The sequence below is a fragment of the Microbulbifer variabilis ATCC 700307 genome, from assembly GCF_000380565.1.
In the GTDB taxonomy this organism is placed as follows: domain Bacteria; phylum Pseudomonadota; class Gammaproteobacteria; order Pseudomonadales; family Cellvibrionaceae; genus Microbulbifer; species Microbulbifer variabilis.
Window position 1 is genome coordinate 217,778 of the sequence record NZ_AQYJ01000022.1, and the last position, 26,623, is coordinate 244,400.

General features: G+C 48.0%; 33 protein-coding genes, 1 tRNA gene and 1 pseudogene. 13 read left to right on the plus strand and 22 right to left on the minus strand.

Going from position 1 to position 26,623, the window contains the following annotated elements; all coding sequences use genetic code 11:
* Window positions 1-26: 26 nt before the first annotated feature.
* From G367_RS0105150 to G367_RS0105190, 9 genes and pseudogenes are all read right to left on the minus strand, one after another.
* The gene (locus tag G367_RS0105150) at window positions 27-485 is read right to left on the minus strand and encodes a tellurite resistance TerB family protein (protein ID WP_020412041.1); all 459 of its coding nucleotides are present in this window, start codon (window positions 483-485) and stop codon (window positions 27-29) included.
* The gene (gene tal / locus G367_RS0105155; protein ID WP_020412042.1) at window positions 466-1,461 is read right to left on the minus strand and encodes a transaldolase; all 996 of its coding nucleotides are present in this window, start codon (window positions 1,459-1,461) and stop codon (window positions 466-468) included. The genes G367_RS0105150 and tal overlap by 20 nt, the downstream gene beginning before the upstream one ends.
* A gap of 54 nt (window positions 1,462-1,515) precedes the next feature.
* A complete protein-coding gene (gene dusA, locus G367_RS0105160) occupies window positions 1,516-2,493 on the minus strand; it encodes a tRNA dihydrouridine(20/20a) synthase DusA (RefSeq protein WP_040628208.1) in 978 nt (325 codons plus the stop codon).
* A 365-nt stretch (window positions 2,494-2,858) separates the two neighbouring features.
* Window positions 2,859-3,194 (minus strand): hypothetical protein, encoded by a 336-nt coding sequence (locus G367_RS0105165; RefSeq protein WP_020412044.1) that lies wholly within the window; start codon window positions 3,192-3,194, stop codon window positions 2,859-2,861.
* A 147-nt stretch (window positions 3,195-3,341) separates the two neighbouring features.
* A complete protein-coding gene (locus tag G367_RS0105170; protein ID WP_083922674.1) occupies window positions 3,342-4,112 on the minus strand; it encodes an IS3 family transposase in 771 nt (256 codons plus the stop codon).
* Window positions 4,102-4,860: pseudogene (locus G367_RS25565) on the minus strand (IS30 family transposase); the annotation flags it as partial. The pseudogene G367_RS25565 and the gene G367_RS0105170, both read right to left, overlap by 11 nt.
* Window positions 4,787-5,185, minus strand: coding sequence for a transposase (locus G367_RS0105180; RefSeq protein WP_020412047.1), 399 nt, complete (start codon window positions 5,183-5,185; stop codon window positions 4,787-4,789). The pseudogene G367_RS25565 and the gene G367_RS0105180, both read right to left, overlap by 74 nt.
* A gap of 706 nt (window positions 5,186-5,891) precedes the next feature.
* Window positions 5,892-7,100: a glycerol-3-phosphate dehydrogenase/oxidase gene (locus G367_RS0105185; RefSeq protein WP_020412048.1), complete on the minus strand. Its 1,209-nt coding sequence runs from the start codon at window positions 7,098-7,100 to the stop codon at window positions 5,892-5,894.
* Complete coding sequence (locus tag G367_RS0105190; protein WP_020412049.1) at window positions 7,084-7,776, minus strand: glycerophosphodiester phosphodiesterase family protein; 693 nt, start codon at window positions 7,774-7,776, stop codon at window positions 7,084-7,086. Before G367_RS0105190 ends, G367_RS0105185 begins: the two co-directional genes overlap by 17 nt.
* Before the next feature lie 252 nt (window positions 7,777-8,028).
* Between G367_RS0105190 and G367_RS0105195 the strand changes: the two genes are divergently transcribed.
* Together G367_RS0105195 and G367_RS0105200 are read left to right on the plus strand one after the other, a co-directional pair.
* Window positions 8,029-8,355, plus strand: coding sequence for a hypothetical protein (locus tag G367_RS0105195; RefSeq protein ID WP_020412050.1), 327 nt, complete (start codon window positions 8,029-8,031; stop codon window positions 8,353-8,355).
* A 103-nt stretch (window positions 8,356-8,458) separates the two neighbouring features.
* Complete coding sequence (locus G367_RS0105200; RefSeq protein WP_020412051.1) at window positions 8,459-9,142, plus strand: fimbrial biogenesis chaperone; 684 nt, start codon at window positions 8,459-8,461, stop codon at window positions 9,140-9,142.
* A gap of 97 nt (window positions 9,143-9,239) precedes the next feature.
* On the opposite strand, the gene G367_RS0105205 is transcribed toward G367_RS0105200, so the two are convergent.
* The 3 genes from G367_RS0105205 to G367_RS0105215 all read right to left on the minus strand — a co-directional run bounded on the left by G367_RS0105205 (window position 9,240) and on the right by G367_RS0105215 (window position 13,274).
* Entirely contained in the window at window positions 9,240-10,115 is an 876-nt protein-coding gene (locus tag G367_RS0105205; RefSeq protein ID WP_157533346.1) for a hypothetical protein, read from the minus strand.
* Between the two features lie 70 nt (window positions 10,116-10,185).
* Window positions 10,186-12,705 carry a TcfC E-set like domain-containing protein gene (locus G367_RS0105210; protein WP_020412053.1) on the minus strand — a complete coding sequence of 840 codons (2,520 nt, stop codon included), beginning with the start codon at window positions 12,703-12,705 and terminating at the stop codon, window positions 10,186-10,188.
* Window positions 12,706-12,749: 44 nt separating this feature from the next.
* Window positions 12,750-13,274, minus strand: a complete 525-nt coding sequence (locus G367_RS0105215) for a hypothetical protein (protein WP_020412054.1) — start codon at window positions 13,272-13,274, stop codon at window positions 12,750-12,752.
* Between the two features lie 277 nt (window positions 13,275-13,551).
* On the opposite strand from G367_RS0105215, the gene gltX reads away from it, so the two are divergent.
* The 7 genes from gltX to G367_RS0105250 all read left to right on the plus strand — a co-directional run bounded on the left by gltX (window position 13,552) and on the right by G367_RS0105250 (window position 19,115).
* Window positions 13,552-15,027: a glutamate--tRNA ligase gene (gene gltX, locus G367_RS0105220; RefSeq protein WP_020412055.1), complete on the plus strand. Its 1,476-nt coding sequence runs from the start codon at window positions 13,552-13,554 to the stop codon at window positions 15,025-15,027.
* A gap of 160 nt (window positions 15,028-15,187) precedes the next feature.
* Window positions 15,188-15,263: transfer RNA gene (locus G367_RS0105225), tRNA-Ala, on the plus strand.
* A 503-nt stretch (window positions 15,264-15,766) separates the two neighbouring features.
* On the plus strand, window positions 15,767-16,333 hold the full coding sequence (locus G367_RS0105230) for a hypothetical protein (protein ID WP_020412056.1): 567 nt from the start codon (window positions 15,767-15,769) through the stop codon (window positions 16,331-16,333).
* A gap of 75 nt (window positions 16,334-16,408) precedes the next feature.
* Window positions 16,409-16,813, plus strand: a complete 405-nt coding sequence (locus G367_RS0105235; protein ID WP_020412057.1) for a hypothetical protein — start codon at window positions 16,409-16,411, stop codon at window positions 16,811-16,813.
* Between the two features lie 143 nt (window positions 16,814-16,956).
* Entirely contained in the window at window positions 16,957-17,595 is a 639-nt protein-coding gene (locus tag G367_RS23130) for a DUF4145 domain-containing protein (RefSeq protein WP_020412058.1), read from the plus strand.
* Window positions 17,596-17,698: 103 nt separating this feature from the next.
* Window positions 17,699-17,923 carry a hypothetical protein gene (locus tag G367_RS0105245; RefSeq protein ID WP_020412059.1) on the plus strand — a complete coding sequence of 75 codons (225 nt, stop codon included), beginning with the start codon at window positions 17,699-17,701 and terminating at the stop codon, window positions 17,921-17,923.
* Between the two features lie 568 nt (window positions 17,924-18,491).
* On the plus strand, window positions 18,492-19,115 hold the full coding sequence (locus G367_RS0105250; RefSeq protein WP_020412060.1) for a peptidase E: 624 nt from the start codon (window positions 18,492-18,494) through the stop codon (window positions 19,113-19,115).
* Window positions 19,116-19,199: 84 nt separating this feature from the next.
* Here the strand turns inward: G367_RS0105250 and G367_RS0105255 are convergent, their stop codons facing one another.
* From G367_RS0105255 to G367_RS0105295, 8 genes are all read right to left on the minus strand, one after another.
* The gene (locus G367_RS0105255) at window positions 19,200-20,402 is read right to left on the minus strand and encodes a tyrosine-type recombinase/integrase (protein WP_083922675.1); all 1,203 of its coding nucleotides are present in this window, start codon (window positions 20,400-20,402) and stop codon (window positions 19,200-19,202) included.
* Window positions 20,403-20,437: 35 nt separating this feature from the next.
* Window positions 20,438-20,683, minus strand: coding sequence for a hypothetical protein (locus tag G367_RS0105260; protein ID WP_157533347.1), 246 nt, complete (start codon window positions 20,681-20,683; stop codon window positions 20,438-20,440).
* An 18-nt stretch (window positions 20,684-20,701) separates the two neighbouring features.
* On the minus strand, window positions 20,702-20,929 hold the full coding sequence (locus tag G367_RS0105265) for a hypothetical protein (protein ID WP_020412063.1): 228 nt from the start codon (window positions 20,927-20,929) through the stop codon (window positions 20,702-20,704).
* An 88-nt stretch (window positions 20,930-21,017) separates the two neighbouring features.
* Complete coding sequence (locus G367_RS0105270; RefSeq protein ID WP_020412064.1) at window positions 21,018-21,305, minus strand: phage antirepressor KilAC domain-containing protein; 288 nt, start codon at window positions 21,303-21,305, stop codon at window positions 21,018-21,020.
* Window positions 21,302-21,466 (minus strand): hypothetical protein, encoded by a 165-nt coding sequence (locus G367_RS26435; RefSeq protein WP_020412065.1) that lies wholly within the window; start codon window positions 21,464-21,466, stop codon window positions 21,302-21,304. The genes G367_RS0105270 and G367_RS26435 overlap by 4 nt, the downstream gene beginning before the upstream one ends.
* A 168-nt stretch (window positions 21,467-21,634) precedes the next feature.
* Window positions 21,635-21,937 carry a DUF7673 family protein gene (locus G367_RS23135; RefSeq protein WP_020412067.1) on the minus strand — a complete coding sequence of 101 codons (303 nt, stop codon included), beginning with the start codon at window positions 21,935-21,937 and terminating at the stop codon, window positions 21,635-21,637.
* The gene (locus G367_RS0105290; protein WP_020412068.1) at window positions 21,934-22,125 is read right to left on the minus strand and encodes a hypothetical protein; all 192 of its coding nucleotides are present in this window, start codon (window positions 22,123-22,125) and stop codon (window positions 21,934-21,936) included. Before G367_RS0105290 ends, G367_RS23135 begins: the two co-directional genes overlap by 4 nt.
* Window positions 22,122-22,463, minus strand: coding sequence for a response regulator transcription factor (locus tag G367_RS0105295; RefSeq protein ID WP_020412069.1), 342 nt, complete (start codon window positions 22,461-22,463; stop codon window positions 22,122-22,124). The genes G367_RS0105290 and G367_RS0105295 overlap by 4 nt, the downstream gene beginning before the upstream one ends.
* Before the next feature lie 145 nt (window positions 22,464-22,608).
* Between G367_RS0105295 and G367_RS0105300 the strand changes: the two genes are divergently transcribed.
* Entirely contained in the window at window positions 22,609-23,073 is a 465-nt protein-coding gene (locus G367_RS0105300; RefSeq protein ID WP_020412070.1) for a hypothetical protein, read from the plus strand.
* A gap of 46 nt (window positions 23,074-23,119) precedes the next feature.
* Here G367_RS0105300 and G367_RS24905 read toward each other — a convergent pair whose 3' ends face one another.
* On the minus strand, window positions 23,120-23,983 hold the full coding sequence (locus G367_RS24905; RefSeq protein ID WP_020412071.1) for a type II toxin-antitoxin system RelB family anti-toxin: 864 nt from the start codon (window positions 23,981-23,983) through the stop codon (window positions 23,120-23,122).
* A 110-nt stretch (window positions 23,984-24,093) separates the two neighbouring features.
* Between G367_RS24905 and G367_RS0105310 the strand changes: the two genes are divergently transcribed.
* The 3 genes from G367_RS0105310 (at window position 24,094) to G367_RS0105320 (ending at window position 26,168) form a co-directional block, all read left to right on the plus strand.
* Complete coding sequence (locus G367_RS0105310) at window positions 24,094-24,354, plus strand: transcriptional regulator (RefSeq protein WP_020412072.1); 261 nt, start codon at window positions 24,094-24,096, stop codon at window positions 24,352-24,354.
* Window positions 24,355-24,499: 145 nt separating this feature from the next.
* Window positions 24,500-25,219: a helix-turn-helix domain-containing protein gene (locus G367_RS0105315; protein WP_020412073.1), complete on the plus strand. Its 720-nt coding sequence runs from the start codon at window positions 24,500-24,502 to the stop codon at window positions 25,217-25,219.
* Window positions 25,188-26,168 (plus strand): DNA cytosine methyltransferase, encoded by a 981-nt coding sequence (locus G367_RS0105320; protein WP_245556660.1) that lies wholly within the window; start codon window positions 25,188-25,190, stop codon window positions 26,166-26,168. The genes G367_RS0105315 and G367_RS0105320 overlap by 32 nt, the downstream gene beginning before the upstream one ends.
* A gap of 7 nt (window positions 26,169-26,175) precedes the next feature.
* Here G367_RS0105320 and G367_RS0105325 read toward each other — a convergent pair whose 3' ends face one another.
* Window positions 26,176-26,418: a hypothetical protein gene (locus tag G367_RS0105325; RefSeq protein ID WP_020412075.1), complete on the minus strand. Its 243-nt coding sequence runs from the start codon at window positions 26,416-26,418 to the stop codon at window positions 26,176-26,178.
* Window positions 26,419-26,623 lie beyond the last annotated feature (205 nt).

A 26,623-nucleotide genomic window follows, 5' to 3' on the forward strand; every position in this document is an offset into this window, starting at 1 on the left:
TTCCCCCAACTTATTCAGCTAGCGACTCAATTATCTTTCAAATCCCTCGCTTCCGCCCTGGCTCTGGTGAACAGTCCGTGGGGTAGGTAGATAAGTTCGGATACCCGGCGAATAAGGTGTTCCTCAAATGCCTCGATAACATCATCGGAAAAAGCGACCTGCCACATTTGCCGAACCAGCAGGTACTTGTCCTGCTCAGTGAACTGATCATTAACTGCTTGGGTAAACTCGAATAATGAGGTGGCATGCTCCCGTTGATCAATGGCCTCATCAATAATCTCGGCGGCGCTGTGTACATCTAGTGCATAGTGTTGGCAAAGTAGATGCGTGAGGGTGTCGCGCTCGCGCTGGTCCAGCTTCTGGTCCACAGTCGCCACTTCAACTAGAAGGGCGGCGCTGATCATGCGCACGTCTTTTTCATTACGTGTTTCTACATCGGCACTGTTGCCAATCTGCTCAAACAGCTTACGGATTTGTTGCAGCATCAGTTTCCTGGTGTCCCATCACTTGGCTTTGTAGCAGCATTTCAAGTCGCTGCTGGTCTTTAACAAAGTTGCGAATGCCTTCTGCTAGCTTTTCTGTAGCCATGGCATCGCTATTGAGCTGGTAGCGGAATGTCGCTTCCTCCAATCTCTGGGTTGGCCGAGCCAAAGGTTCTGTAATCGCCGGTAGGCCTCCTACCAGCATCCCCTCACTTTCCTCCAGGGACTGCAACAACTGCGGGCTGATAGTCAGGCGATCGCAGCCAGCCAAGGCTTCTATCTCACTTGTATTACGGAAACTGGCACCCATCACGATGGTGTCGTAGTCGCGGGATTTATAGTAGTGATAAATATTGCGTACCGACAATACACCGGGATCCTCTTCGCCACTGAACCCCTTGCGCTCACCATTTGCCAGGTGCCAGTCGAGGATACGGCCGACAAAAGGAGAGATTAAAGTGGCTCCGGCCTCGGCACAGGCGATGGCCTGGCACAGGCTGAATAGCAAGGTCAGGTTACAGTGGATGCCTTCTTGTTCCAGGATTTCTGCCGCTGCAATACCCTCCCAGGTGGAAGCAATTTTGATGAGCACACGGTCCCTTTCTACATTCGTTTGTTCGTAGAGAGTGATCAGGTGCCTGGCGTAATCAATTGTGGCGCGGGTATCGAACGAGAGTCGCGCATCCACCTCGGTGGAAACCACGCCGGGGACCAGCTGTAATATCTCTGTACCGATACCCACTGCTAGCTTAATTGCCGCTAATCGCGCTGTCTCCGCTGTCCCACGTTGCTTCTGGTGGCGAGCTGCCCACCCCAATGACTCTTTGATAAGCGATTTGTATTGAGGGAGCTGGGCGGCCTTGTACAGTAGTGAGGGGTTGGTGGTGGCATCTTGAGGGCGGTAGCGGCGGATAGCCTCAATATCACCCGTATCGGCCACTACTAAGCTGCGCTGTTTAAGTTGTTCCAATTTGTTCATTGCACTCCCTCTGTCATTGATTGGCCTCCATTTCCAGCCATCTTGGTTTACCCTCTATGCGGCCTGGGTAACGAGCGTTAAAGCGTGTTCAACAATTTCTGGTCCGGCCCCTTTCTTGTGGGCATTCTCACTTAGGTGGCGGCGGAATCGCCGCGCGCCCGGCAGCCCCTGGAAAAGCCCGAGCATATGTCGGGTAATATGATTCAGGCGCTGGCCGCGCTGCATTTCATTTTCTATATAGGGCAGCATTTGCTCGACCACTTGCGCTGCATCCGGCCCTTCACTTTCACCAAATAGCAGGCTATCCACTTGGGCAAGGATTGCCGGAGTTTGATAGGCTGCACGCCCCAGCATAACACCGTCCATATGCCGCAAATGTTGCAGGCTCTCCTCTAGCGAGTTAATACCGCCGTTAATAATGATTTGTAGCTGTGGATAGTCCTGTTTCAGACGGTAAACCATATCGTAATTAAGTGGGGGGATTTCGCGGTTTTCCTTTGGGCTGAGGCCTTTTAGCCAGGCTTTGCGCGCATGTACGATAAATGTGTCAGTGCCAATAGCTGCCTGGGCCTCCACAAAACGGGTCAGGCCAGGATAGTCCTCCATATCATCAATACCGATTCGGTGCTTTACCGTAACGGGGATAGATACTGCTTCGCGCATCGCGGACAGACCCTCAGCTACCACATCCGGTTCTGCCATCAGGCAGGCACCAAAACGGCCCGATTGCACCCGGTCACTGGGGCAGCCGCAGTTGAGGTTAATTTCAGCGTAGCCCCACTCCTCGGCGATACGGGCGCATTCGGCCAGCTCTCTGGGATCGCTTCCGCCCAGTTGCAGGGCTACGGGTTGCTCTGCTGCATCAAACTGCAGGTGGCGCTCCCTGTCTCCATGCAATATTGCCCCAGTAGTCACCATCTCCGAATACAAGCGTGCCCGCTTACTCAACAGGCGCCACATATAGCGGCAATGGCGATCACTCCAGTCGAGTAGTGGTGCGGTGCAAAAGCGGTGGGGGCTGTATTCAGACATAAACTGCGGCGTAAAAGACTATTAAAAACAGAGTAGCCCGCCATTATATGGGATGTAAAACCCAGACCCTATGGCGGGATGGCCTGATGTTGGTGAATTTGGGGGTCAGAGAGTGTCTTAAAGAGTTACTTCCAGCTTTCTTATCTGAAGGAGAGGGACAGCATGCAAGCATACCCCAGGCTAGAGGGGAGTCATCGCCCCTTTTCAATTGATAGGCCCATCAAGTGCTCGCTTTCGTGTGCTTGACCACTTGTTATCTATTCTTGGAAGGCCGGGCATGGCTAACTGTTGACAGTACTTGTAATAATATGCCCGGCTTAGATCTAAGTTATCTAGACTGGGGTTTTTTACCGTAGTCCAGTATGTTAATAATTTATAACTAAACGGTTTATATAGCACTTTGGCGTTGAGGTATCATATACGATTTGTAATTGTTTACCTGTAGTTGCCGCTGTTAGTGCAGCAGAAAACATCTTATCGATACCCTCTGCAGTTACTCCATTTTCTCCAACTTTTACATAGTGATACTTTGGGTTTGAAGAGCTAGTGCATGAATCAGAATTTTCCTTAAATGCAATCACAAATCTACCATCTCCATAGGGATAGATTTTTGCAATTTGTGATTGATGCCATACCTCATCAGCTACAGCGACACTATTAATAAAAAGAAAGAAAGTAATAGTTGAAATTTTTTTTAGCATAAATTTCCGCTTTTTAAGGCTATTAGTGAACAACTCGGGGCCATAACATTATCAATGGGTGTGGTATGATGTCCAGAGCAACCAATCACTGAAAAGTGTTACTTGGTTTAATATTCTTGTTGTGGTCAACTCCGATCGGACACTTTCTTAAGCACATTTTTCAAATTCGATAGGGGCTACGTCCCCCAGTGTTGTATGTATCCTGCGTGAATTGTAATACGCAATATAGGCCCTCACATCTGTTATCGCATCCTCCCTTGTCGGATAGAGAATTCCCGTTAACCACTCCCGCTTCAGGCTACTAAAAAAACGTTCAGTCGGTGCATTGTCCCAACAGTTTTCCTTGCGGCTCATTGAGCACACCATTCCATGCTGCTTCAGTAGCGTTTGGTAGCTATGGCTGGCATACTGGCTACCTCGATCAGAGTGATGCAGAAGACCTTTTGGTGGTGTGCGCAAATTGATAGCCATCATCAGTGCACGACTTGCCAGGGCCGTTTCCATCTGACGGCCTAAGTGCCAGCCAACAACCCGGCGTGAATAAAGATCAATTACCACTGCCAGGTATAACCAGCCCTGCAAAGTCCAGATATATGTGATATCCGTAGTCCAAACTTGATTTTTAGCACTCGGTGAGAAATCCCTATTTAGAAGATTCTCAGCAACTGGCAGTTGATGTTTGCTATTTTTGGTTAGTGTAAATCGCTTCTTGTGTTTTACTGCCAAACCGAGCTTTTTCATTAGCTTGGGGACTCGATAACGCCTAATTTCAAAGCCTTCTTTGCGTAACAGCTTCATTAACTGACGGCTTCCGAGGCTCTCAAGAGGTTCTGCAAATAAGGCCTTCAATCGATGGCATAGTTGCCAAATCTGGCCATCTATTTGGCTATCATTACGGCGACACCATTCGTACCACAAGCGTGGCGATATGAGTGTTGTTTGAACCTGACACTAAGTCACCCTCCCAATGACCTAAAACACATCGTTCTTGTATCTCCTGAGGACGCTCCCTTATCGATGTACCGTTGACGATATTGATAGTACCGCGCTCGCCTTTACGTGAATGTTGTTTGCTGTAACGAAGACTGTGAGATCGACGCAAATGCTTTACTAGCTTATGATGAAGTGCTGAACGCACATGGAAGTACAGTGTTTTATAGATAGTCTCTGCTGATATCTGCATTGATTCATCAGCCTGATATGTCTTCCGTAACCAACCCGATATCTGCTCTGGAGACCAGTTCAACTCTAATTTTTCCAAAACAAGCTTCTTTAGCCTCGAGTTTTGCTCCAGCAAATACGGCTTGGGACGCCTTGCCATCCATTTTGCACGGTTGTTTGCGTCTACTGCTTTACAGTATCGCCGCCCCCGATTTCTCTGAATCTCACGCGAGATTGTGGATGGATTCCGATTCAAGGAGCGAGCGATTGCTCGAATACTTTGTTTTGCAGAAAGACCTGCACGTATTTCCTCGCGTTCGGCTAATGTGAGGTGTTGAGGAGATGGCTTTCTGGATATTGGACTAATTCCGCCAGTATCTCTCAAAACAGTAAAAATGGTTCCTGGCTTAGAATCTATGGCATTGGCAATTTCACAAAAGCCAATGCCCTTTTTCCAAGCGTCGAAAATCCACTCCTTTTCTTCTGCTGTAAATATGCGCTTCATTCAATGATCCCCCGATAGGCCATATTCCTACAGGGGTGGTGCACTGATCAATTGAATCTACACTGGCCTTTTTTAGGATTTCCTTCTCCATCCGCAATTGCTTTACTTCACGTCGCAGCTGGTTCAGCTCACCTCGTTCGCCCGTATCCAACCTTACTCCGCTCTCTTCCAGTTTCAGCTCTTTTATCCAGCGTCGCAGGTTGTTAGCCGTGGTTCCTACAGCCTCTGCAGCCTTGGAAATCGAATACCCTTGCTCCGAGACAAGAGCTACGGCGTCTTTCTTGAATTCCGGCTTGAATTTCCGGCGTGTCCCTTTTGTTGTCATACTTCACCTCGCTTGGTAGTTTTACCATCTTAGCGAAGTGTCCGGAAGTATTAGACCACTACAGAGGGCTTAAAAATATTTTACCGGAAATTGATGAATTTTTAGAGGTACCCATAAACTAATCTGTCTGAGTGTTGCAGCAATGGCCTTGGGAGGTTGCACTACTCTGATGAAAGAAACCGTCTCTAAGAGGGCGCCTTTTGACTTAAATTGTGATGCTTCATCTATAACTATCCACCAATTGGGTACCAGAACATATGGTGTTGCCGGATGTGATAAGCGAGCCACCTATGTATTACAAGGGCCTTGCTCAGGCCCTGGAAGCATGTGTGTAGCTGTAATGAATTCTAGTGTAGAGGAAGGTTAGAAGTAGGGGGCAATAAGCCAGCGGGTGCAAAGGGTTTCTCTCTGCTGGCTGAAACTTGTTACTCACATGAGTACTGCTCTTCAATAGATTTCGGTAAAACTAATCCACTCCTGTAGTGCCAAATACCTAAACTCTTTGTTCCTTTAGAGGTTCGGTTAGAGTAGAGGTTTGATTAGAAGGTACTGTAGTTTTGTATGGTTTTTCCATAACTGGCTGCCGATCTCTCCACTGATATTTTCACTGAAAATTACCACGTCCCTATTTTGCTATCGTAGAATTAAGCTCTGCGCGGGACTTTATTACGGTTAATCGAGAGAAGCATTGAATTCTTTTGATCGATTAGAGGTTCCGTTCCCGCTCAGAGGTGCTGGAATGGCTAGAGGTTTCAGTGCTTTCGTGAGTTGATGTTGCCTTATCCTGCAGAGTGGCTTCGAGTTTCCGTGCCAGTTTTCGCGCAGTGGCGCGGTAGCTGGTGAGTTTCCCACCTGCTACGGCGAGAATCCGAGGTTTGCGCTCATCATCGCAGCAGATCATAGATTCCCTTGAGCGTGCAAATGGGCTTTTCTCCGCTTCAGGTAGTACCCGCAGACCGGCAAAGCTTTCACAGATATCTTCAGCTTGCAGCCCGCGAGTCTGGGTGAAGTACTGCTGCACAGTGCGCAGCAGGTAGGACTCCTCCTCAATTGTGGGGGACACATCCCGCGGATCGCCACAATAAGGACGTTCTGTGGTGCCCACCAGGGTTTTATCCTGCCAGGGCATCACAAAAACTGCGCGCCCATCATCAGCTTCCACATAAAAGATTTTGTTGCCAAGAGATAGCGGGAGCAATATGTGGGTGCCTGCGACCAGATCTATTGGTGGAAGGGCGACTGGCGGTGAGCAGCGGGCATTTGTAGTGGCGACCCAGGGGCCGCTGCAGTTGACCAGGGCACGGGTGCGCAGTGTGTTGAGTTTACCGTCGGCCACATAGTCAATCCGTACACAATCTTCAGTGACCTCCGCTCCTACCAAACTGCCGGGACAGATAATCTGTGCACCATGGGCAATTGCGGATGCAACCACATCACGGGTGAGGGCGGCATCATCTGTCTGTGCATCGTAGTAGCGGAATACGGCAAGTAAATCTTCACGCTTTAGACCGGGCAGGGTATCCCATTCAGACCTAGGCAGGGATCGGAATCTAGAGTCGCCATTTCGAATACCGGAGAGCAGGGCATAAAGGCTGAGCCCCAGCCTGACCATCCAGGGAGATCTTTTGCTGTTGCGATACACAGGGATATAAAAAGGCACCATGCGCACCAGCTGAGGTTTGTTATCCAGTAACCAGCTGCGTTCGCGCAGGCATTCATAAACCAAGCGGAATTGTCCGCTTTCCAGATATCGCAAGCCACCGTGAATCAGTTTTGAAGAGCGTGAGGAGGTCGCAGCGGCAATCCCCAGCTGCTCCAAAATGACGACAGAGTGATGGGCTTGGGCCAGGGCCTCAGCGGTACCGGCGCCGAGAATTCCGGCGCCGACGACTAGAACGTCAAAATCCGTAGACATCACTCGCTTCCCGGGAGCGCATTAATAATGGCAGGTTACCGGTCAGGATATGGTGTGCGCCGCGTTTACGCCAGAGAACGGCCTCCTCTGTGGAGTTGATTTCATAAACAACCCACTGCCAAGGCCCCGGTGGTAGTTCATTGCACTCAACAAAACTGTCCCGGATCAGCAGATACTCAGGAGCAAGAGTAACAATATCTGCCGATAGACAGCGGGAGACGCAGCTGATCTGCAGTGCCACCCTGTGCCAACCCATATTGCGTGCAGCACGTAAGCTGCGACAGTCCTGGGAGAGCAGGGCGAAGGATTCGCGTTCATTACGCATGAGGTCCAGCAGCTTTTCCACTGCTGCGGTGAAACCGATGCCGGTAATATTGGATGCGGAAATCCCTACAAACCAGTCTAGGTGGCGATGACAGCTTGCCCAGTCCACCAATTGGATAAATGAGTTGATGGGCTGGTGGTGTAGTTGTGAGTCCCTCAGTTCGTGAAAGAAGTGCACGCGCTTATCGCTGGGCAATTGCAGTGTATCGCTGTGGAAACACCAGGGTGTTCCGTCCAGGCTGAAGCGGACATCGCACTGGATTGCGCAGGCCCCCAAGTTATGGGCTGCTTCGAAGGCGGCGATTGTATTCTCCGGTTGGCGGGTCTTGTCGCCTCGGTGCGCGATTAGCATGTGAGTAAAGTCCGGAAAGCGGGTGTTATTGTCGGCTGGATTTGGGGCGAGCGGCCCCTGTCACCAATGGGTATTTCCGACCTGGGTAGGCCCCGGGTCTTACAGGAAAAATAGACTGTGCTCCAGTTGTTGCAAGCATCGTGGGGCTGAAATATTGGCGCCTGGTACCATGAGCCGGCAGTAGGGATTGAATTAGGCTGGATCGCCAACTGCAGTTTACGCAAATGTGATGGTGCTGGGGCTCTGAGAGGTATGGTGGGAAGTTTAACGCTGGCTTTGGTGCAGCTCATCTTTGAGGTGGCGCCATCTTCAATGCAAAGTATTGTCGCAGCAGGCAATGCAGTATCCGCTAGCGCCCGGATTATATTGATATTGCCCACCCGAGCTGAGTGGCGCCAGTTTGAGAAGGGAGCTAAGCGCGAGCTGTGTTTGAGACAGATTCCCACACAGCATTTCTCCTTGGTTGCAACTGGGTTGGATGAAGGTGAACAGCAGAAGCCGCTTTCACTGGGGGCTGGAGATTGCCTCTCTGAAGTGCGACTGAAAGATTACTCTCAATTGGTTATTACAGAGAAATAATTATCTTTCCCAAGGCTTGATTGGTAAATAAAGCCAACTGCCGCCCACTCCTAGTGTAAAATACCGCCACCAGAATAATGAATGCCGAGTTATTCACTTTCCTATGAAAAAGATATTCCTTGCATTGCTTTTGGCAATTTCACAGCCAGCCCTGGCTGCGATGTCTCTAAACAAAGTAATCCTTTACCTCGATGACGCTCCCAGTGCTCGGGATGACGTTGTAATCACCAACCCGGATAATGAGACTCTGTACTTACAAACAGAGATTTTCCGGGTGGATAACCCCGGGCAGGAGAATGAGCAGCGTGTAAGGGTGGTGAACCCCGATGAATTCAAGCTTCTTGTCAGCCCGGCCAAGGCTGTCCTGGCACCAGGAGAAAGAAGACGTTTCCGCCTGATGGCCTTGGATCGTGACCTGGAAGAAGAGAAAGTTTATCGGGTGACGTTTAAGCCAGTTGTCGGAAAAATCAAAACTGAGCAAACGGCCTTAAAAATACTCGTAGCCTACCAGGCCTTGGTATTTGTGCAGCCAAGCAGCGGCCAGTATAAAGTTGAGCTTGTTGGGGAAGGAGATAGCTACAAGCTGGTTAATGATGGCAATATCAATATTGAAGTTGTTGAAGTACGTCATTGCCTCGACGATGGAAACTGTAGGAAATTGAATGTATCGGGCCGTTTGTATGCCAGAACTAATCTCTCACTTGAGGACATCCCAAAAGATGGGGAGTTGGAAGTACTGTTACGTGGGCGCAAAAGCGAAAGGGTGCGTTTCCCTCTTAACAGTTAGCCTAAATTTTTTTCGATATAGCGACTAATAAAGTTAGTGGCTTTTTATATTTTTCTGCCTTGAGAGGTTTTATTTGACGCTGGCTCCTGTGGTAAATCTACTGGCTACTAACCGTCACCGTCAAAACATCGGTATAAAACGGTTCGTTGGCATTTTCCCAGTCTGACGGGGAGACGCTGATATAGATTCTCGCGTTGTCAGAAATACAGGACTCATCAGTCCTGCGGGAGAAGCTACCAGGCACGTCCCCGAGTCCCCCGGGCGCTATGCCGCTGGTGCCCGTTAAGTCATCTGAGAAAGTTACTGTATAGGGTATATTTTCGCTTGATCCACCTAACTCATAACCGCTGCTTCCACCACCGCCGGTACTGCCATTACTACTGCTAAGGTTAACGGTATAGTTGGAGAATCCGATACCGCCTACACAGAAATCTTCTGATCCCTTAATAACCTGGCCCAAAGTGATGCCTGAATTACTCAGGTCGATATCTCCCAGGTTGCGAATAGTAATATTTGGTTCTACTTCCAAGACTATGTCGAACTCTATGGTTTCTGTATCAATGGGGAAAATTAAAAAATACTGGCTTAGTTCCATTTGAAAGCTGCCAGAGTATCGACTGGAAGATGGAGTGAGAGAACTATCTACCTCGACAGAAAGAAAAGCACCTGTATCGTTTGTGGTACCACCAAAGGAGCCGGCCAGAACTCCAGGATTTAATACCTCTGTAATGCCTCCGTTGGAAGTGAATGTTATAGAAATATCAATCTGCTCTCCGTTATCTGAGACCAGTGAAAAAGTATTGCCGTTTAGCGATGATATTTCTAGATAGTACGACCAGGCATTACCGCGTCGATGACTGCGTAAGGTGAAAGGGATATCCTTGGGGTCTGTTTCGTAATTTAAAGTATGGGATCCCCCAAGATTACAAGTGCGTAAACTACCATTACTGGAACAACTGGTCTGCGAATTCACTGGTAAGCCCAATCCCATAGCTAGGATAAGTATAAAATAAACAGGCCAAATAGCTTTTTTTAGAAGTGTTTTAGTGGTGTACACCTTTTGCCTCCGAGGTGTATTCGATTTGGCAAAGAGCCCGAGATTGCTCAATGGTGCCTAGATTTAGCCAGTTTTCCCCACCGGATTGGATTTTTATAGGGATGCGGCAGTTACTCCAGGTAATTTCCTGGGAGGTTAGAGTTTGCTGGTCGCCACTCACTTCCAGTTGGAAAACGCCATATTGGTCGGTAACAGTATTGTGGTCGCCGATGAAAACCTGAATGTTGGCTATTCCTATACCTTCATCGCTTAGTCGGCCTAAAACCAGTGTTTGGGGCAAGATCTGGTAGCTCGCTGAACTTACGTTGCCGGGATAAAGGGTGACAGTTTCACTTCTCTCGCGAAAATCAAAGAAGCCTTGTTCAAGCGGGCGCAGTGACAAATCGTAGCTTTTAAAAGCCGGTAGATTAATAACGGATTTGTTACCACCCTTGGCATAGCCGCGCCGAACACCATTCACCAGTACTTCAAAATCCTGTTGATCACTTCCTTCAATATCGACAATAACTGCGCTTTCCAATGCCCTTTCGCCTCCCCAGGCCAGCTCTCGTTCTGTGGAAATCAAGTTGGTGCTAAAGCCTCCCAGATAATTAATGGCATCACCCTGATCATCATGAGTAAAACCGACAGTAGCATTTGCATAGCCCATATGTCCCGCCAGGTGGGTACGGCTTTCCAGGTAATTTGCCCCCGGTGCTTTTTCAATAAAGAGTTTCTGCTCAAACTCTGGTGCCCATAAGTCACGGTCACGCCAGCGGGTATGAAAAGCCAACCGTTCCCCGTCTGTTCCGCTATCACTATTTTCACTGTGTAAATTAGCGGTGTGCTGCCAGTGCTTTGATCGCAGGCGGAACTCGATACCAAGGTTGGAATATTGCAGCCCATCTGCTTTGCCGTAGGAGAAGCTGGCATTGCCTAGCCAATTTGCGTTTTGAAAGAAAGTGCGGCGAAACTCCAGGGTTGTTAGTTTACGTGCTCCATCGGCAGTGTTATCCAAAGTGAAATCACTGGGTAATAGATTTTGAGCTTTGTCCCGCTCGCTATGGCGCAGGGAAAGATGCCCACCCAGAATACCGCTTTGTAAGCTAAAGCTGCGCTGGGAATACCCTCCGGGTAAAAGCTGATAGTTGTTATCGAAAGGTAGTTGATCTTTTGCTGGAAGCTTGGCCTCCATCGCACTTATGGTGGCAAAAGGCGTTTTTATTAGAGCTTGAAAACGGTGGCCATTACGGCCTTCACTGGTAGTAACCAGGCTTGGGGAAAATTCCAGATATTGCCCCACCCAGCGCAGGCCAACCTCTGCCAGTTGTTGCTTCTCTGTGGTAGCTACTGAAGCGAATAGTCCTGTGCCGGTTGAAAGGCGGCGCGCAATCGAGCCTTGAACCAGTCCTTCATCATAATACTCGGGCAAAGTGCCGGTATTGTAGGGTAGAGTGGGTAGTCCTGCTTGGAAGCTCCACAACCACTCTCCCGGAGCCGGCAGCAACGAGTCCTTGGCAAAAAATTCTGTGTGCTGGCTGAGTGCTCGCCCAGTCTCATCATATGTACGAATCTCCACTTCATAGGCACCATGCGGCATAGTGGAGGTATTTAATAAACGGTTACCTGCCTCCAATAGTTCTGTGTGAACCAGGCGCTTATCCCGATAGACTTCAACCCGCCCGCGTACTGGCATATTAATTTCCAGTGGGGCTCCTTGCTGGTATTTAATATCGGTACGGCTTCGCTGGGAGTTTCGCAACTCCAAGCCGTATATAGTCTCTTTAGACTTAAAAAAATTAAGCCCACCTTGTGGCTGCAATAACCCTATTGAATAGGCCTGCCCACGAAAATCCCTGCTCCAGTGCAAGTTATGAAGCCGGCCACCCTGTTCTGTTGCGTTGGACCAGAGGCTGTGCAGCGCGCTCTCACCAAAACTGATAATGGTATTGCCGCTCAATGTTGCCTGGTAACTATTTGGGCCCCAATCACTTTCGACACCACTCCAGGTGCCACTTAGATTCTGAATTACAGAGAAGTCACTACTGGCAGCCGGTAAGTAAGGGTCTTTAATCGCTGCCTGCAGAGGCAACAGCTCGGGTGCAAAAAACAAATCAAGCCGAAAACGCTCTTCGTCATAGATAACTGCGAACTCCTCAGGCAGCAGGTATCCACAGTTCACTTGTCTAGCCGAGTGACAGATATATTGTGTATTTTTGGACTGGCTTGTTCCCAGTAAAGTGAGTACCCGTTCGGGGTCATTCACTTCTGGCAGAAGGACGAGTACAGATTCGGGGGAATCAAAGCGGATACGGTTAGACTCTACTGAAACCTGCGCGGCCCCAATTTCCTTACCACCGTAATAGAGATCAACCACAAGATGTTCGGAGACTAGCAGCGCATCAAACCCTTCCGGCGCTGATGTTTCCAGCAAGAAGGTAGCCGCTGTTGCCGCTAGGGCATCAGATTGAAGGGCTTGCGCCAAGCAAAAAGCCAGCGCCAGCCCTCTCGGGTGACGTCCTGCCATAAGGAGCTGTCGGAGCAGTTGCTAGAGTCCAACTGCCCTCTAAATTACTCGGAAGCTACGGTAATTTCGAGAATATCAGTGTAAGTTGTGCCATTTAGCACATCGGGCTGCTGCCATTCATTTTGATCCACAGTTACTTGGAAATGAGCATTGTCTGAGCCACAGGAAGCAGCCTGTCTATCCAAGTTGGTAACGGGAGTACCGCTTGTTACTTCCTGATAGAGATTAGAGGTGTCGTTTACGAAGCCAACGCTATAACCGACATCTATACCATTCCCCTTCAGGTTAAATGCAGTATCACTGTCAGTGTTATCACTTTGAAATGTGATACTAAATTTTGAGAAGCCGAAGCCGGCCACACAAAAGGTATCGTCACCTTCTGCGCTGTCACCAAGATCGTCAACTGTAATTAGGATGTCTTCGACTCCACTAATTTCAATTGCAGGGGTAATGCTCAGGGTGATTGTACTATCTGCACTAGCGCCAGCAGCCATTGAGGTCGTTGAAGCGCTGAAGAGTAAGCCTGCTGCGACTGCAGAGACCAGAGAACGAACTACATTTTTTTTCATGGCCTATCTTCCTGAGCCGTTGATTTATCATTTTGAGGAAAAGTTGCTCACGGAAATCCCTGCACAATAAGGGCTATTGCGTTAGTCAAGCTATTCCATGTTTATGGCGGCAATCATACTTTTTTCGTGAATCAAGTCACGTCAATTGTGTACTTTATTTGAGCTATGGCACGAAAAGCATCTTTTTGTTGAAAAAATACCGCCTGGGCCCAGGGGCAAGCCAGCGCTATAATCCCGCGCCTTAACAGTCCTTTATCTATCTTCTATCAGGTTTGTCATGACCGTAAGAACCCGAATTGCACCTTCACCAACCGGTGATCCCCATGTTGGTACTGCCTATATCGCTCTCTTCAACCAGTGTTTTGCCCGCGCACAGGGTGGCCAGTTTGTACTTCGTATTGAAGATACCGATCAGCAGCGCAGCACCCCGGAATCCGAGAAAGCGATTCTCGACAGCTTGCGCTGGTTGGGTTTGGATTGGCAGGAAGGGCCCGATGTAGGAGGTCCCCACGGCCCCTACCGCCAGAGCGAACGCGGTGATATCTACAAAACTTACTGCGACGAGCTGGTACAGAAAGGACATGCCTTCCACTGTTACCGTACTGCGGAAGAACTGGAGCAGCTGCGTGAAGGATTGCGCGAAGCAGGGCGCACTTCACTGAAGCCCAGCGACCTCGCCCTGCCGGAAGAAGAGGTAGAGAAGCGCCGCGCCGCCGGAGCGCCTTATGTTGTGCGCATGAATGTGCCTGAGAGCGGCACTTGTGTAGTGGAAGACCTGCTGCGCGGTACTATCGAGATTGACTGGGCCCAGGTAGATGCCCAGATTTTGCTCAAGTCCGATGGAATGCCCACTTACCACCTGGCGAATGTGGTAGATGATCACCTGATGGAGATCACCCATGTACTTCGTGGTGAAGAGTGGATTAACTCTGCGCCCAAGCACAAGCTGCTGTATGAATACTTTGGGTGGGAAATGCCGGTGCTCTGCCACTTACCGCTGTTGCGCAACCCGGACAAGACCAAGCTGTCCAAGCGTAAGAACCCCACCTCTATCCTCTATTACCAGCGCGCCGGCTTTATGCCTGAAGCCCTGCTGAACTATCTGGGCCGCATGGGCTGGTCCATGCCGGATGAGCGTGAGAAGTTCTCCCTCGAAGAGATGCTGGAACACTTCGACATCCAGCGTGTCTCCCTGGGCGGCCCGGTATTCGATGTGGAGAAGCTGTCCTGGCTGAATGGCCTGTGGATTCGCGAGCTGGAAAACGAGCAGCTCGCCGATCGCCTCACCGAGTGGATGTTTAACCGTGACAATCTGCTCAAGGTGCTGCCACAGGCCAAAGAGCGTATGGAGACCTTCGGAGATTTTGCTCCTCTGGTTAGCTTCCTCGCCTCCGGCAAATTGCCCCTGACCGAAGAGAGCTTCAACGGTAACAAGCTACCCCTGGATGACCAGAAGAAACTGCTGCAATTTGCCCTGTGGCGCCTCGAAGCCCTGCGTGCTTGGGATAAGGACAGTATCTTCCAGGCAGTGAAAGCCCTGTCCACAGCCATGGAAATCAAGCTGAAAGACTTCAACGCCCCACTGTTTGTCGCCATCAGCGGCACCACCGCCTCCTTCTCTGTGATGGAAGCCATGGTACTCCTGGGCCCCGACCTCAGTCGCGCCCGCCTGCGTCAGGCAATCGACGTACTGGGCGGCGCCGGGAAGAAGGTGCTGAAGCGCTGGGAAAAGGAGTACGCTGGGCTCAATTAAGGCTTTGCTGCCTTCATAGCCCTTGGAATTGACAGCTTCTAAGGGCGTCCATTGTTGGCAGCTAACTAATTGATTAAAAAGTTATTTTTTCTGTTGACAGGCGCCTAAACCTTGCTAAAATGCGCCCCGCTTTCGACGGAAACGTCAGGCAGCAGAATTTGGGGCTATAGCTCAGCTGGGAGAGCGCCTGCCTTGCACGCAGGAGGTCAGCGGTTCGATCCCGCTTAGCTCCACCAAATTTCCCTTGTCTATCAAGGGGTTGTGGAAGAAGAGAAATTGACTTCTGCAAGGTGTACACAAACTGTACATAAACCCGCACACAAACTTGCGGGGATGAAAAAAGGGCCTTAAAGGCCCTTTTTTTTGTCTCAAATTTCTCTTTTAAAAGTCCCTCTTTATCCTTCCGCTGATTTTGGCAAATGCTAATTTTCACTTAATCATACCTTGCGGGTTGTCATGGACTTTCTTGGGAAAATAGAAGGTAGTTCTCTTTCTCTTCAAACATACCTGAAGACCATGATGATCAGTAAATTTAACGAGTGATATATATATGTATAAGTACTGATATATTAAAGAGTTTTGCAGTATCCAATTAATTACGATAGTGCCAATCAAGGGTGTCTAGTTTATTCACAAAGTTGCATCTCTTAGTCGGTAAAAAATAATTTTGGGGATATAAAGCAAAGTGGTATAAAGAAGCTCTTCTTGAATATGTTGTTATGCAAGTTAAGGATTGACTATGCGAATTGCTTGCTTAGGGTGGGGTTCTCTTATTTGGAAGCCAGATAATTTACAACTTTCATCTGATTGGGCCAGCGATGGACCGAATCTACCTATAGAATTTGCTCGAGAATCTGCTGATGGTCGAATGACATTAGTATTGGTCGACAATGCCATACAATCACCTACGTTGTGGGCGATGCTAAGCGCAACAGATATTGATACAGCTATATCTGATTTAGCTAAGCGTGAAAAGATTTCTGAAAAGAATAAAAAATATTCAATTGGGTATTGGGAGTCTTACTCGTGCACTTCACATGGGAAGTATTCTGATGAAATATCCAAATGGGCAATAGAAAAAGGATTAGATGGTGTGGTGTGGACTAACTTGAAATATGGATTTCAAACTGCTCGAAACCAGATCCCTACGTCAGATGAAGTCATAAAACATCTTAAAGAACTGCCTATTGAGAAAAAAAGAAAAGCAGAAGAGTATGTTCGAAAAACACCACTCCAAGTGCGAACCAATTATAGAAATGTAATAGAAAATAAATTGGGCTGGTTTCCGGTTAGTGGTAATGCATAACTAAGCTATCAATTAAACTGCTTTGGGCTACGATCTGAAGAAATATTATGATAGCTATATAACTCAGGAAATGAAATGACTCAAGAAGCATCAATTTATGACATTCTAAGAGATGCAGAGAGCGAAATAAAAAAGCAATTAATTTATTGTATTCCACTCCTTTTTTTAGCTGGCTCACTTCCAATTATGGCGTGGTATTCTTTTCTTATTCCAAATGATGAGCCCTCTGATATCTGGTTTCAAAGAAGTGGTTCACTTATGGTCCTTTTCGCCGTTTGGGCAGAATATAACCTTATGAAGGTAAATGAACACATAAATCTTTCTGGAAGTTCTTACAGTCAGCAGTCAGTTTTAGCTGAGCGGTACAAAACTATATACAATATTGCACAATATTCTGCAGCAGTATTGGCAATATTAGGTACCTTTATCTGGGGGTATGGAGATGTATTCAATAAAATTATAATAAGTATAACTGGCTAATTTATCCTCTATTAGCTATCTATTGGGTAGATTACCGTGTGTGTTTTATACATGGAACAGATTTACTAAAATTTTGTACGTAATATTGTCAATATAATTCTCAGCCTGTGGCGCTACTTATTATTGGGGAGTAAGAATTAAAAATGGGAACAATTACTAGGGACTGCCCACATTGTCATTCCGCAAATTCAACGTTTAATACATTTGGGGAGTTCTCTGATCCGAATACAAATACACCTAAGGTTTATACAGTAGCATTAAGGTGTGGTGGTTGTCATGAAGGCTATATTATACGTGCTGAGCAACTTGGGGGGCAGAGTCCATGTCGGATCTCTGGTAATCTAGAAACATCAAAATACTTAAAGGTTATTCGAGAATATCCGGAAGCGATTACAGCAGAATATCCGAAATATTTGCCCGATAATATTGAGAAGTTTTATATTCAGGCCGCAGATAGCTTAAAGGCAGGAAGTTACGACGCGTCTGCCATAATGTCTAGGAAAGTTTTAGAAGTTTCTGTTAAGAAATTACAGCCTGACGGAAAAGGCTCACTTTACCAACGTATTGAGAGACTTTATGAGATAGGGAAGATTACTGATGACCTTAAAAGTTGGGCTCATATTATTAGGGGTGATGGAAATGATGCGGCCCATGAGGAGGACCCGGTAACTAATTTATTTGCGGAACAGCTTCTTGATTTTACAGAAATGTTCTTGATGTACACATTTACTATGCCAGGAATGGTGAGTACAAAAAAAATATCTATATCAGAGGGTGTATAATTGTGAACGGAGTTTTTTGGAGCATAAGTTTTCAAATGTTTTCTAGATCTTATGCTGCTCGAAAATAATAGGCAGATTGATTATCGTATATGCGGAGAACCCAATGGAACATCAAGATCCCTACAGTCATGGCTATGAAGACTTTAAAGATGGGGTGTCCAGTAAGAAAAATCCTTACGATGAAACAGATGAATGCGATGCAACCGAGTGGCTGAGAGGTTGGGAAGATTCTAAAGAGGATTGCCTTGACTCAATTCAGTTAAAAAATAGACAAGCTAAGTCGGGAGATAGGCTAAAGTCGGTTTCTGATATTTTAAAAGATATTTAACGAGTTACGTGCAGTGGATATATAGGGGGCTCTAGTAGTAAGGTTGGCTTAGGAGTAAAAGGATTGCCTTTATTAACTAGATGGAATTCTTATTTGTTTAATTTGTTCAAATTTTCTCTCCTATAGCTTGCTCATTCAAGTAAATACTAACCTCTTCGAAATCGATTTCATATTTGGCTAGGTAAGCCTGCTTAATTTACTCATTTGTATGGGCTATTAGCTGCTTCACATTATATCCTATTCGCCTAAACCGATTAGAAACCAAGCTGTGCACTTGGTAAAATCTGGGTGGTGTTTATTTTTTTTGGTGGGCTGTTACATAAAGCGATAGCACTACGTACTTCAGTAAACATGTTACTGAGCCGATGAGAGCATACATGGAAGGTGTGCTCTTTAGTTTCCTCTGTATTGCGTTGTTAAAATATGTGGATAAGTAGGTAGTAATAATCTGATATATCTTTCCCCACCTCTTTGGAATTCTGTCAGGTACTTTACAGTGTTCCTCAAAGGGTGGGTGCTTTCAATATTAGGCAGTTAATTCGATTTATACGTTAAGGGATTAAAACACATGACCAAACTGTTTTTGACCTCATACTTCGCTGAGGTTGCTGACTTAATTGGAAGCTATGAGAAAGGTCTTGAAGGGAAGAGGGTTACATTTATTCCAACTGCAAGTATTCCAGAAGAGATTGATTTTTATGTTGATGATGCAAGGCGGGCCTTCGAAAAGTTGGGCCTTACTGTGGATAACTTGGATATATCCACAGCCTCGATTAGTGAGATTGAAAATAAACTTAAGAATAATGAATACATTTATTTGACTGGTGGTAATACGTTTTTTCTGCTTCAAGAGCTCAGACGAAGTGGGGCGGATAAAATCATACTGGAGCAGGTAAAATCCGGTAAAACGTATATTGGTGAGTCGGCAGGTTCTGTCATACTTTCACCGAATATTGCGTATGTCCAGGAGATAGATAATGCTGATGCTGTAAAGGATTTAGAGTCTTATGAGGGGCTGAATCTTGTGGATTTCTATCCATTACCTCACTACGGAAATCAACCCTTTAAGGATGCCGATGAGCATATCCTCTCTAGCTTTTCCAAGGAGATAAATATCTATCCTTGCAGTAATAACCAGGTGATTGCTGTTATTGATGGCAGTGCTGAGCTTCTAACCGTAGAAGGTGAGTAAATTCGTTCTGCTTGTACTAACCTGGGTTGATACCTAGAGCAGAGTTAGTACCTAAATTATTAAAAGAGCTTTTCCAGCCCTTTTTTAAAACTCTCGACCGATTGCCTGCTCATCCAGGTAAATAGCAATTTCTTCGTAATCGATGCCATGCCCAGCTTGGTACGCCTGGGTAACACGCTCGTCGGTATGGGCCATTAGATGTTGCACATCCTTCACGTCATATCCCATCCGTTTAAACCGGTCTGAAGCGAGGCTACGAACCTCATGGAAGCTGGGTGGAGTTTGGCTTTTAGGTAAGCCCTTATAGAGATTGGTTGCGTTGCGGGCTTCGGTGAACATATCGCTAAGCCGGTCGGGACTTACTTGGCAAACATGTTCTTTAGTTTTCCCCGTCCGCCGTTGCTTAGGCGTGTGGCTCAGTAGGTAGGGGCAGCGAAAGTTTTTAATGCTGAGCTCTCTTGCTCGGCTAATAAGTTTGCCTAGCTGCTGATGTGTTGTCAGGTTAAAGCTTAAGTGGCTGGCTGCGAGGCTATCTCGTTGGGCTTCGGACTTGTTAATTGTTTTACGTAGATGATTGCCCTGAAGGTGCTTATCAAAACGCAGCTCGCAAATATCGGCGCGGCGCATGGTGGTGAGTATGCTGATACCCATAGCAATTTGAAGTGCTTCATAACCAAGCTCGTCCGCTTTCTCATAAATAGCCCAGTAGGCCTCAAGGGAGAGGCGTTGTCGTTTCTTGGTGGGCTTCCCTTTTTCCAGTAGGCGAGGGCGGTCGTCTGCGGTGGTGAAGGGGTTACTATCGAGTTTGCATAAACCTTCTGCCATTAGGTAATTAAAAAATTTATTAAACTCTGCACGGCGTGCGTGTTGTTGATGGTAGGTAAGGGATTCCCACCATTTGCGTAAATCAGCCAGTTTGGCTTTGTGTATAGGAATAGCCTCGAAAGCTTCGCCAAACCGCTTCAGGGCGTTACAGCGGTTGCGCCAGCTGGCTTTGCTGGGTAAGCGTGGGTCGTTCTCTATTCGCCACTCTATATAGCCTATGGCGTGGTAGGCGAAGCTTGCTCTGTCTGGAACCTTGATCGGTTTGCTTGCTACTTGCTTGCCGCGTTGAGCATTGGCTTGCTCGGCCATTCTTATGGCGTCTTCAAGCGAGGCTGTGAACACTTTATCTCTAAGGTCTGGGCGGCGATAGCGCCAATAGTTCTCACGTCCCCGTGGGTCCGGGTAGAGGTTGTCTGGTAGTAGAGTGTCGCCCCACATGCGGGGCTTTCTGGGTCTGGCCATTTCCTTGCTCGACTGCAGCTTTGTTGGTGTTGTTTTTAGCCTGCCAGCAGGTCTAGCCCGCTTTTAGGTTGGCCATCGTTGATGGCGGTATTCTGAGCTGGGCTTTTACCGGTGTGATCGCGTATGGCGAATCGGTCGGCATCGACATAGGGTTCCCCGGCAATGATCTGGCCGGGGATATGTTCGGCGGTGATCCATTCAATAATTTTGTCCCTACCAGGGCGAGAGCCTAATTCAAATTGCTCTCTGGCCCAGGTAGTGCCTTTAACTAGCTTACCCACGGGGTAGCCCTCCATGGCTTATTCAGGTAAAGCTCGTTCCTTTAGTTCACCATTAACAATGCTATAGGAGGTGAATGTATCGGTTTCTTTATCGAAGATTTGTACCCAGTATTTGAAGCGTTTTTCTTTGGCAATTTGTTCTGCTTTTTCCTTCGCTTCTTTTAGGGTTTCTGCTGACTGCCGGAAATCTTTAGCACCACCCATTAGTAAGTTATAACTGCCGCAAAATAGTGCATACCTTTTCATTGGATTCTCCTATTCTAAAAAGGGGCTCCGTGTCGGCAGCCCAAGGATGGTTACCTCTGACTGAATGCGCCGGGGCGCGGTTAAATCTTTAGCTGGCCTGGGGGATGGTTCCTTTTTCGATTAAGTCCCGAATCCACACCATGCCTTTCGATGTAACCTTGGTATTAATGTATGGGACCTTCACCGGGCCGCGGTTGTATTCAGCGTTTTCTGCAACTAACAGCCCCTGTTTTACCGCGGTCTTTGTGGGTGAATTGCGCATAGGTTCACGGCTGTGCAAAAGGTCATTATTGCGTAGCAGTTTCAACAGGTTATTCCTGCCCATGTCCAGCGTTCGGGCGGCTTGAGTGATTGTGAATAGTTTTTCCTTTTTCACGCTGCCTCCTGGTTATCCACAGTTTGTTTTGGGGGCTGACCTTGGATAGCTTCAGAGAGCGCGGCTATCTGCTCGCGCATGCCGTTGATTTGTAACTGCTGGGTTTCTACCGTGGCCATCAGGTCTTGGGTGATTTGCAACAGCTGGGAGAATTCATTCATGGCCTGTGCCTACCACTTTCTTGAACTTTCTTTCACGGCCTATTGCCGGCTCCCAGTACTTGCAGAGCTGGCAAGCCCAGCCGCGTAATAACAGCTTCCCGTTAAATACTGGCTCTGCGAGTTTTCCACAGAGGGGGCAGCGTATTCTTGGGAGCTGCTGGGCCTGGTTCACGCTGCTCCCTTCCTTTGGGTTTCAAGGTGAGACCACTCGACACAAAGGGTGCGAAACTTTTTATCGCCATGCGCAATGACGTTTTGGGGTTCTTTACCTTGGTAGCGAAGCGTAATTACGTTGAGTGCGTGCTGATAGTTATCCCCATCCAGTAGGGCGAGTTCGGCAACGGGGACCATAAAATCATTACTGTTCCAGGCCGAAAGCAATACCTGGGCAGCAATTGCACTAGCGCCGGAGTAGCCGTTGGCTACTGTGAGCAGGGTTTCCACGCTCTGCTTTGGGCTGAAATTACTCATGCCGCATCACCTCCAAACGGAGACCAATCGTCATCTTGCTTGGGTGAATCCGAAGTTGGTTTGGGCTGTGTGGCTACTGCGTGACGGCCTTTATGAATTGCGGCAACGATTGGCCCGGTACAACCATTTGGGCGTTTGATACCGCGTTGAGTTTGAGCTGTTGGGAGTACATAGACTGTGGCGGTCATACGATGCCCTCGCGGTTATTGCGGATGCGAATAGTTCGAATAGTGGGGCGGCGCTGGATACGGGTGCGTAACTGCTCCTGTGCATCGGTACCAATACCGCTAAGAACTGAGGCGATTAGGGCGAACTGAATTAATCCGTGCTTTACCGCTTTGGCTACGGCTTCAGTGCTATTGCGGGCATGCAGCTTGTAAAAGCACTCCGCCAGCAAGTTAGTGATATTCGCTACAGAGCACTGCATAGCTTCGGCGGTCTCTTTGTTGGAGAGCCCACGGGCACGATGTGTAAGCGCTTCAGCTTGACGTGGCGCCAATGGCCTTAGATTGCTGGTTGTGTGCATTTTGATGCCCTGTCCTTGGTTTCTTATGCAAATATAGGTATACCATTTTTAAGAGTCAATAGGCTTACCTATTATATTTGTTGATGTGGTTGAAATTAGATCGACTATTGATATTCTCAGTGAGCGCTTATCACGGAGGATAAGAATGAAAAAACTAAGACATGCAGTAGTGGGAGTTCTGATGGCAGCTGGCCTTGGTGGTTGTTATGCAGCGAACGAGACGCCAGTGATTATTAGTGAGTACTTTGCTTTAGAGCACCTTTCAACAAAGCAAGAAGTATTGAGTAAGGCGAGGCAGGCTTTGTTGAGGGATGGGTTTCAGATTTTGTCCTCTGATTTAGAGGCGGGTTATATCTCTACATCCCTAAAAAACTGGAAGCTCACGCCGGAACAAGCCAATTGTGGTGCAATTGAGGGCAGGGATTATTTAGAGGATAATTTCACCAAGACAGAAGTTGCCTTTAATGTGGTTGTTGATGATAGGGATGTGATTGTTCGTTCAAATATTCAGGGCGAATACTTACCGGGGAAGCCGGCTCAAGACCTTACTTTGAACTGTGTTTCTCGCGGTGTTATTGAAGTTGAGATGGTCAAAAAGATTCTGTTGTGATTCTCAGCATTCAAAAAGGCCCGCTTGGGCGGGCTTTTTTAGTGATTTACTCGGGGCTGTAAGAACCAATAATTACGCCACAAAACGATATATCTTTACCGGTCACATCCATCGGGGAGTAGGTCGGATTGATGGGGCGTAAATAAATATGGCCCATGTCTTCTGCATAAGTTTTGAAGGTAACTTCGCCATTTAATTTGGCGATAACTCGACAACCATTGATAAGGGCTTTATCAGGGTCAACAAAAATTATGGTACCTTCAGGGTAGGACTTTTGCCCAGGATAGGGGCTGGTCATGCTATCGCCGTTTACACGTAATGCGTAAGTACGATCCGAGTGCTTTGCTGGGCAGGGTATCCAGTCTTCGGCATCTCCAGGCTCGAATATATCGATGGACTCACAAAACTCTCCTGCTTGAACCCAGCTAATCAGTGGCACCCGGCCTTGTATGCGAGGGCCTGGGCTTACGTTGCTTAGAGCACCTGCTTTTTCTGCTGCTTTATCGTGATCCAGTGATCCTAAAGGAAGCTGCAATCCATCTTCTATAGCCCTTGCAACTCTACTGTTGATAGCACGATTTTCAGTAAAAATAGCTTGAAGCTGGCTTTCGAGTTTCGGAAGTTTTTGGGCTAACCCCTCTATTCCGAATTCATTAAGTAGCGGATCCAAATTTTTGCGCCGAACTTCCTCTACTGAGGCATTACGCATTACGCCATTACCAGTAGCGAGCCAAAGGGGATTAACACTGAGGTATAAAGCTATTTGAGTAATGTAGCGTGTGCCATAAGACCTTCCATTCTCTAGCTCTGAATAGGATGGTTGAGTAATACCTACAGCTTCTGCGACCTGCTTCTGTGTCTTGCCGGCAGCTTTTCGGGCCTCTTTGAGCCTGTCCTTTAATTCGGTCACTTGGAAATTCCGTAACGTGCTTTGTGAAGAAGTATGTTATAGGTCTACCTATATCATGAAAAACTGGAATACCAGTTGACTGAATATAGGTATACCGATACTCTCCAGGAATGGACAAATCAGATCGGGTCGAAAAAGCCGTCCGAAAGCTGATAGAGCATTTCGGGGGGCAAAAGGATACTGCTAAAGCGCTACGTGTAAGTCAGCCCACTGTCAGTAACTTGCTGCATGGAAAGCATGGCGCATCAGCTGAATTGGCTTTGCGTGCTGAGCTGGTGGCAGGTGGAGTTGTTAGTGCTGTTGATCTCTGCCCGAAGCTTGCTCAGCTTTTTTGTGATGCGGGTCAGCAAGAGACGATAAGAGTCCAGTAAGTAAGCTAGCCGAGCATGAGTTTGCTGGCGAAACCTGAAAAACAATCATTTTCAAATTCCTCTGTTGTGACTTGGTAATTCTGCTGCTTGTGGAGTAGGGCGGTAATCCGGTGCGCTATATGGAAATTTATACAGGAGGTGCGTGGTGAGCTTTGAAGCTGCGGCATGGGCTATTAAACGCAGGACCAGAACACCAACAGCAAAGCTGGTTTTAATCGCGTTGGCCGATTGCCATAACAGTGATACTGGGCAGTGTGATCCGGGCAATGCCTACCTGGCCGACGTTGCGCAATGTACAAAGCGTTCGGTGATTAATGCCATCGAAGAGCTGGAAGAATTGGGCTACCTGAACGCCGAAAAATCCAACGGGCGCAGAACCAATTATGACCTCTTTTTACACGTAAACCGGTGCAATGATTTCACCGGTGAAAAATCTTCACCGGTGAAAATAAAACACGAACCGGTGAAATCTGTGCACCCAACCGGTGAAAATGACAACACGCCCTTCTCTATAGAACCAGTAAGAACCAATAAGAAACCAGTAGAGAGAGGCACAGTTCCAAAACGCGCCAACCCCAAACGCGGCACACGCCTGCCTGGAAACTGGGTTATCACGGACAAATTCCGCATCGAAGCTCAACGCCTCCGCCCAGACCTGATCCCCCGAATCCACGACATTGCCGAAAGCTTCCGCGATTACTGGATATCCCAACCCGGCCAGCGGGGCGTAAAACTCGATTGGCTCGCCACCTGGCGCAACTGGCTAAAACGCGAGAAGTACTTCGCACCCCAACCTCGGGCGTCAGGGCAGCGGCTAACGCGGGATCGGCCAATTGGCGAAATTCTTTCAGACACAGGTTGGTAGTGAAATGGTTGCTTACTACAACGAAGTCGATCCATTTGCGGCTCAGTGGCTGCGAGAATTAATTTCAGCTGGGCACATAGCGCCAGGCGAAGTGGATGAAAGGAGTATTGAGGATGTTCGACCAGATGAGCTTGCTGGATTTACCCAATGCCATTTCTTCGCCGGGATCGGAGTCTGGAGCTACGCACTCAGAAAAGCTGATTGGCCGGATAAAAAACCAGCCTGGACCGGGAGTTGCCCTTGTCAGCCTTACAGCCAGGCAGGCAAAGGGAAAGGGGAAGCTGACGAGCGGCACTTATGGCCAGCGTGGTTCCATCTCATCGAGCAGTGCCGACCTGGAACAATCTTTGGTGAACAGTCTTCAAGTAAAGCTGCGCTCGCTTGGCTCGACCTTGTACAAGCTGACCTGGAAGGAGCGCACTACGCAAGCGGGGCGCTCGATTTATGCGCTGCGGGCATCGGTGCCCCGCACATCAGGCAGCGGCTCTACTTTGTTGCAGAAAGCCGGTTGGGCAACTCCGGCTGCTCGGGATTGGAAAAGCGAATCGGCGAGCGAGGTGTTCAATCAGAAAAGGTGGTCGCATTCCCGAGGGAAGCCATTAAGTGCTCAGGCAACATTGGCGGGATGGCCAACTCCTCTAGCTTCGGACTCAAGCAAGCAGGGGCGAGTGAGTCCGCGGCCTGGGGCAATGGCACTGCCAGAAACAACAGCTCTATTGAGGGAAATAAAAGGCCCGGTCCGTCTAACGGCTTCTGGAGAAATGCTGACTGGCTCGGATGCAGAGATGGAAAGTTCCGGCCAGTTGAACCCGGAACATTCCCGTTGGCTGATGGGGCTCCCGCCCGAGTGGGACGATTGCGCGGTTATGGCAATGCAATCAATGCAGAGCTAGCTATTGCATTCGTTGGTGCATACAAGGAAGCCGGCGACTACAAAAAATTTATTTAGCGACTTTTCAACAACTGCTGAAAACATCAGCGGATAAGAACTGGTTAAACCCATTCACCAAGGAGAGTTCACCATGTGCACAGTCACCATCCCAGAAGCCATCGAAAGGATTTCCACAACCAACCCCAGCAGTCCGCTGGCCGTATTCCGCACCAAGTACGCTCACCTCGTGGAGGTTGTGTTCGCGAATACGGTGGTGACCCAATTCTGGATAAACCAGGGCCACATAAATTACCTGGGCACGTATCACCGAGACAATCTGCACGCAGCCGAAAGGCGATTTCAGGATTATTTCGAGAGCATGCCGAAGGCAGCATGATGGGACGCTTGGCTGGTTTTTGGTTGCTTGATAATTGCTTGGGGGGCATGACATGAGATTCGATAGTGCTAGACAAGCGTGGCACGACGCCTTTGATAGCTCCACAGCTGCATTTGATTATGAGGCCATGGGCGGC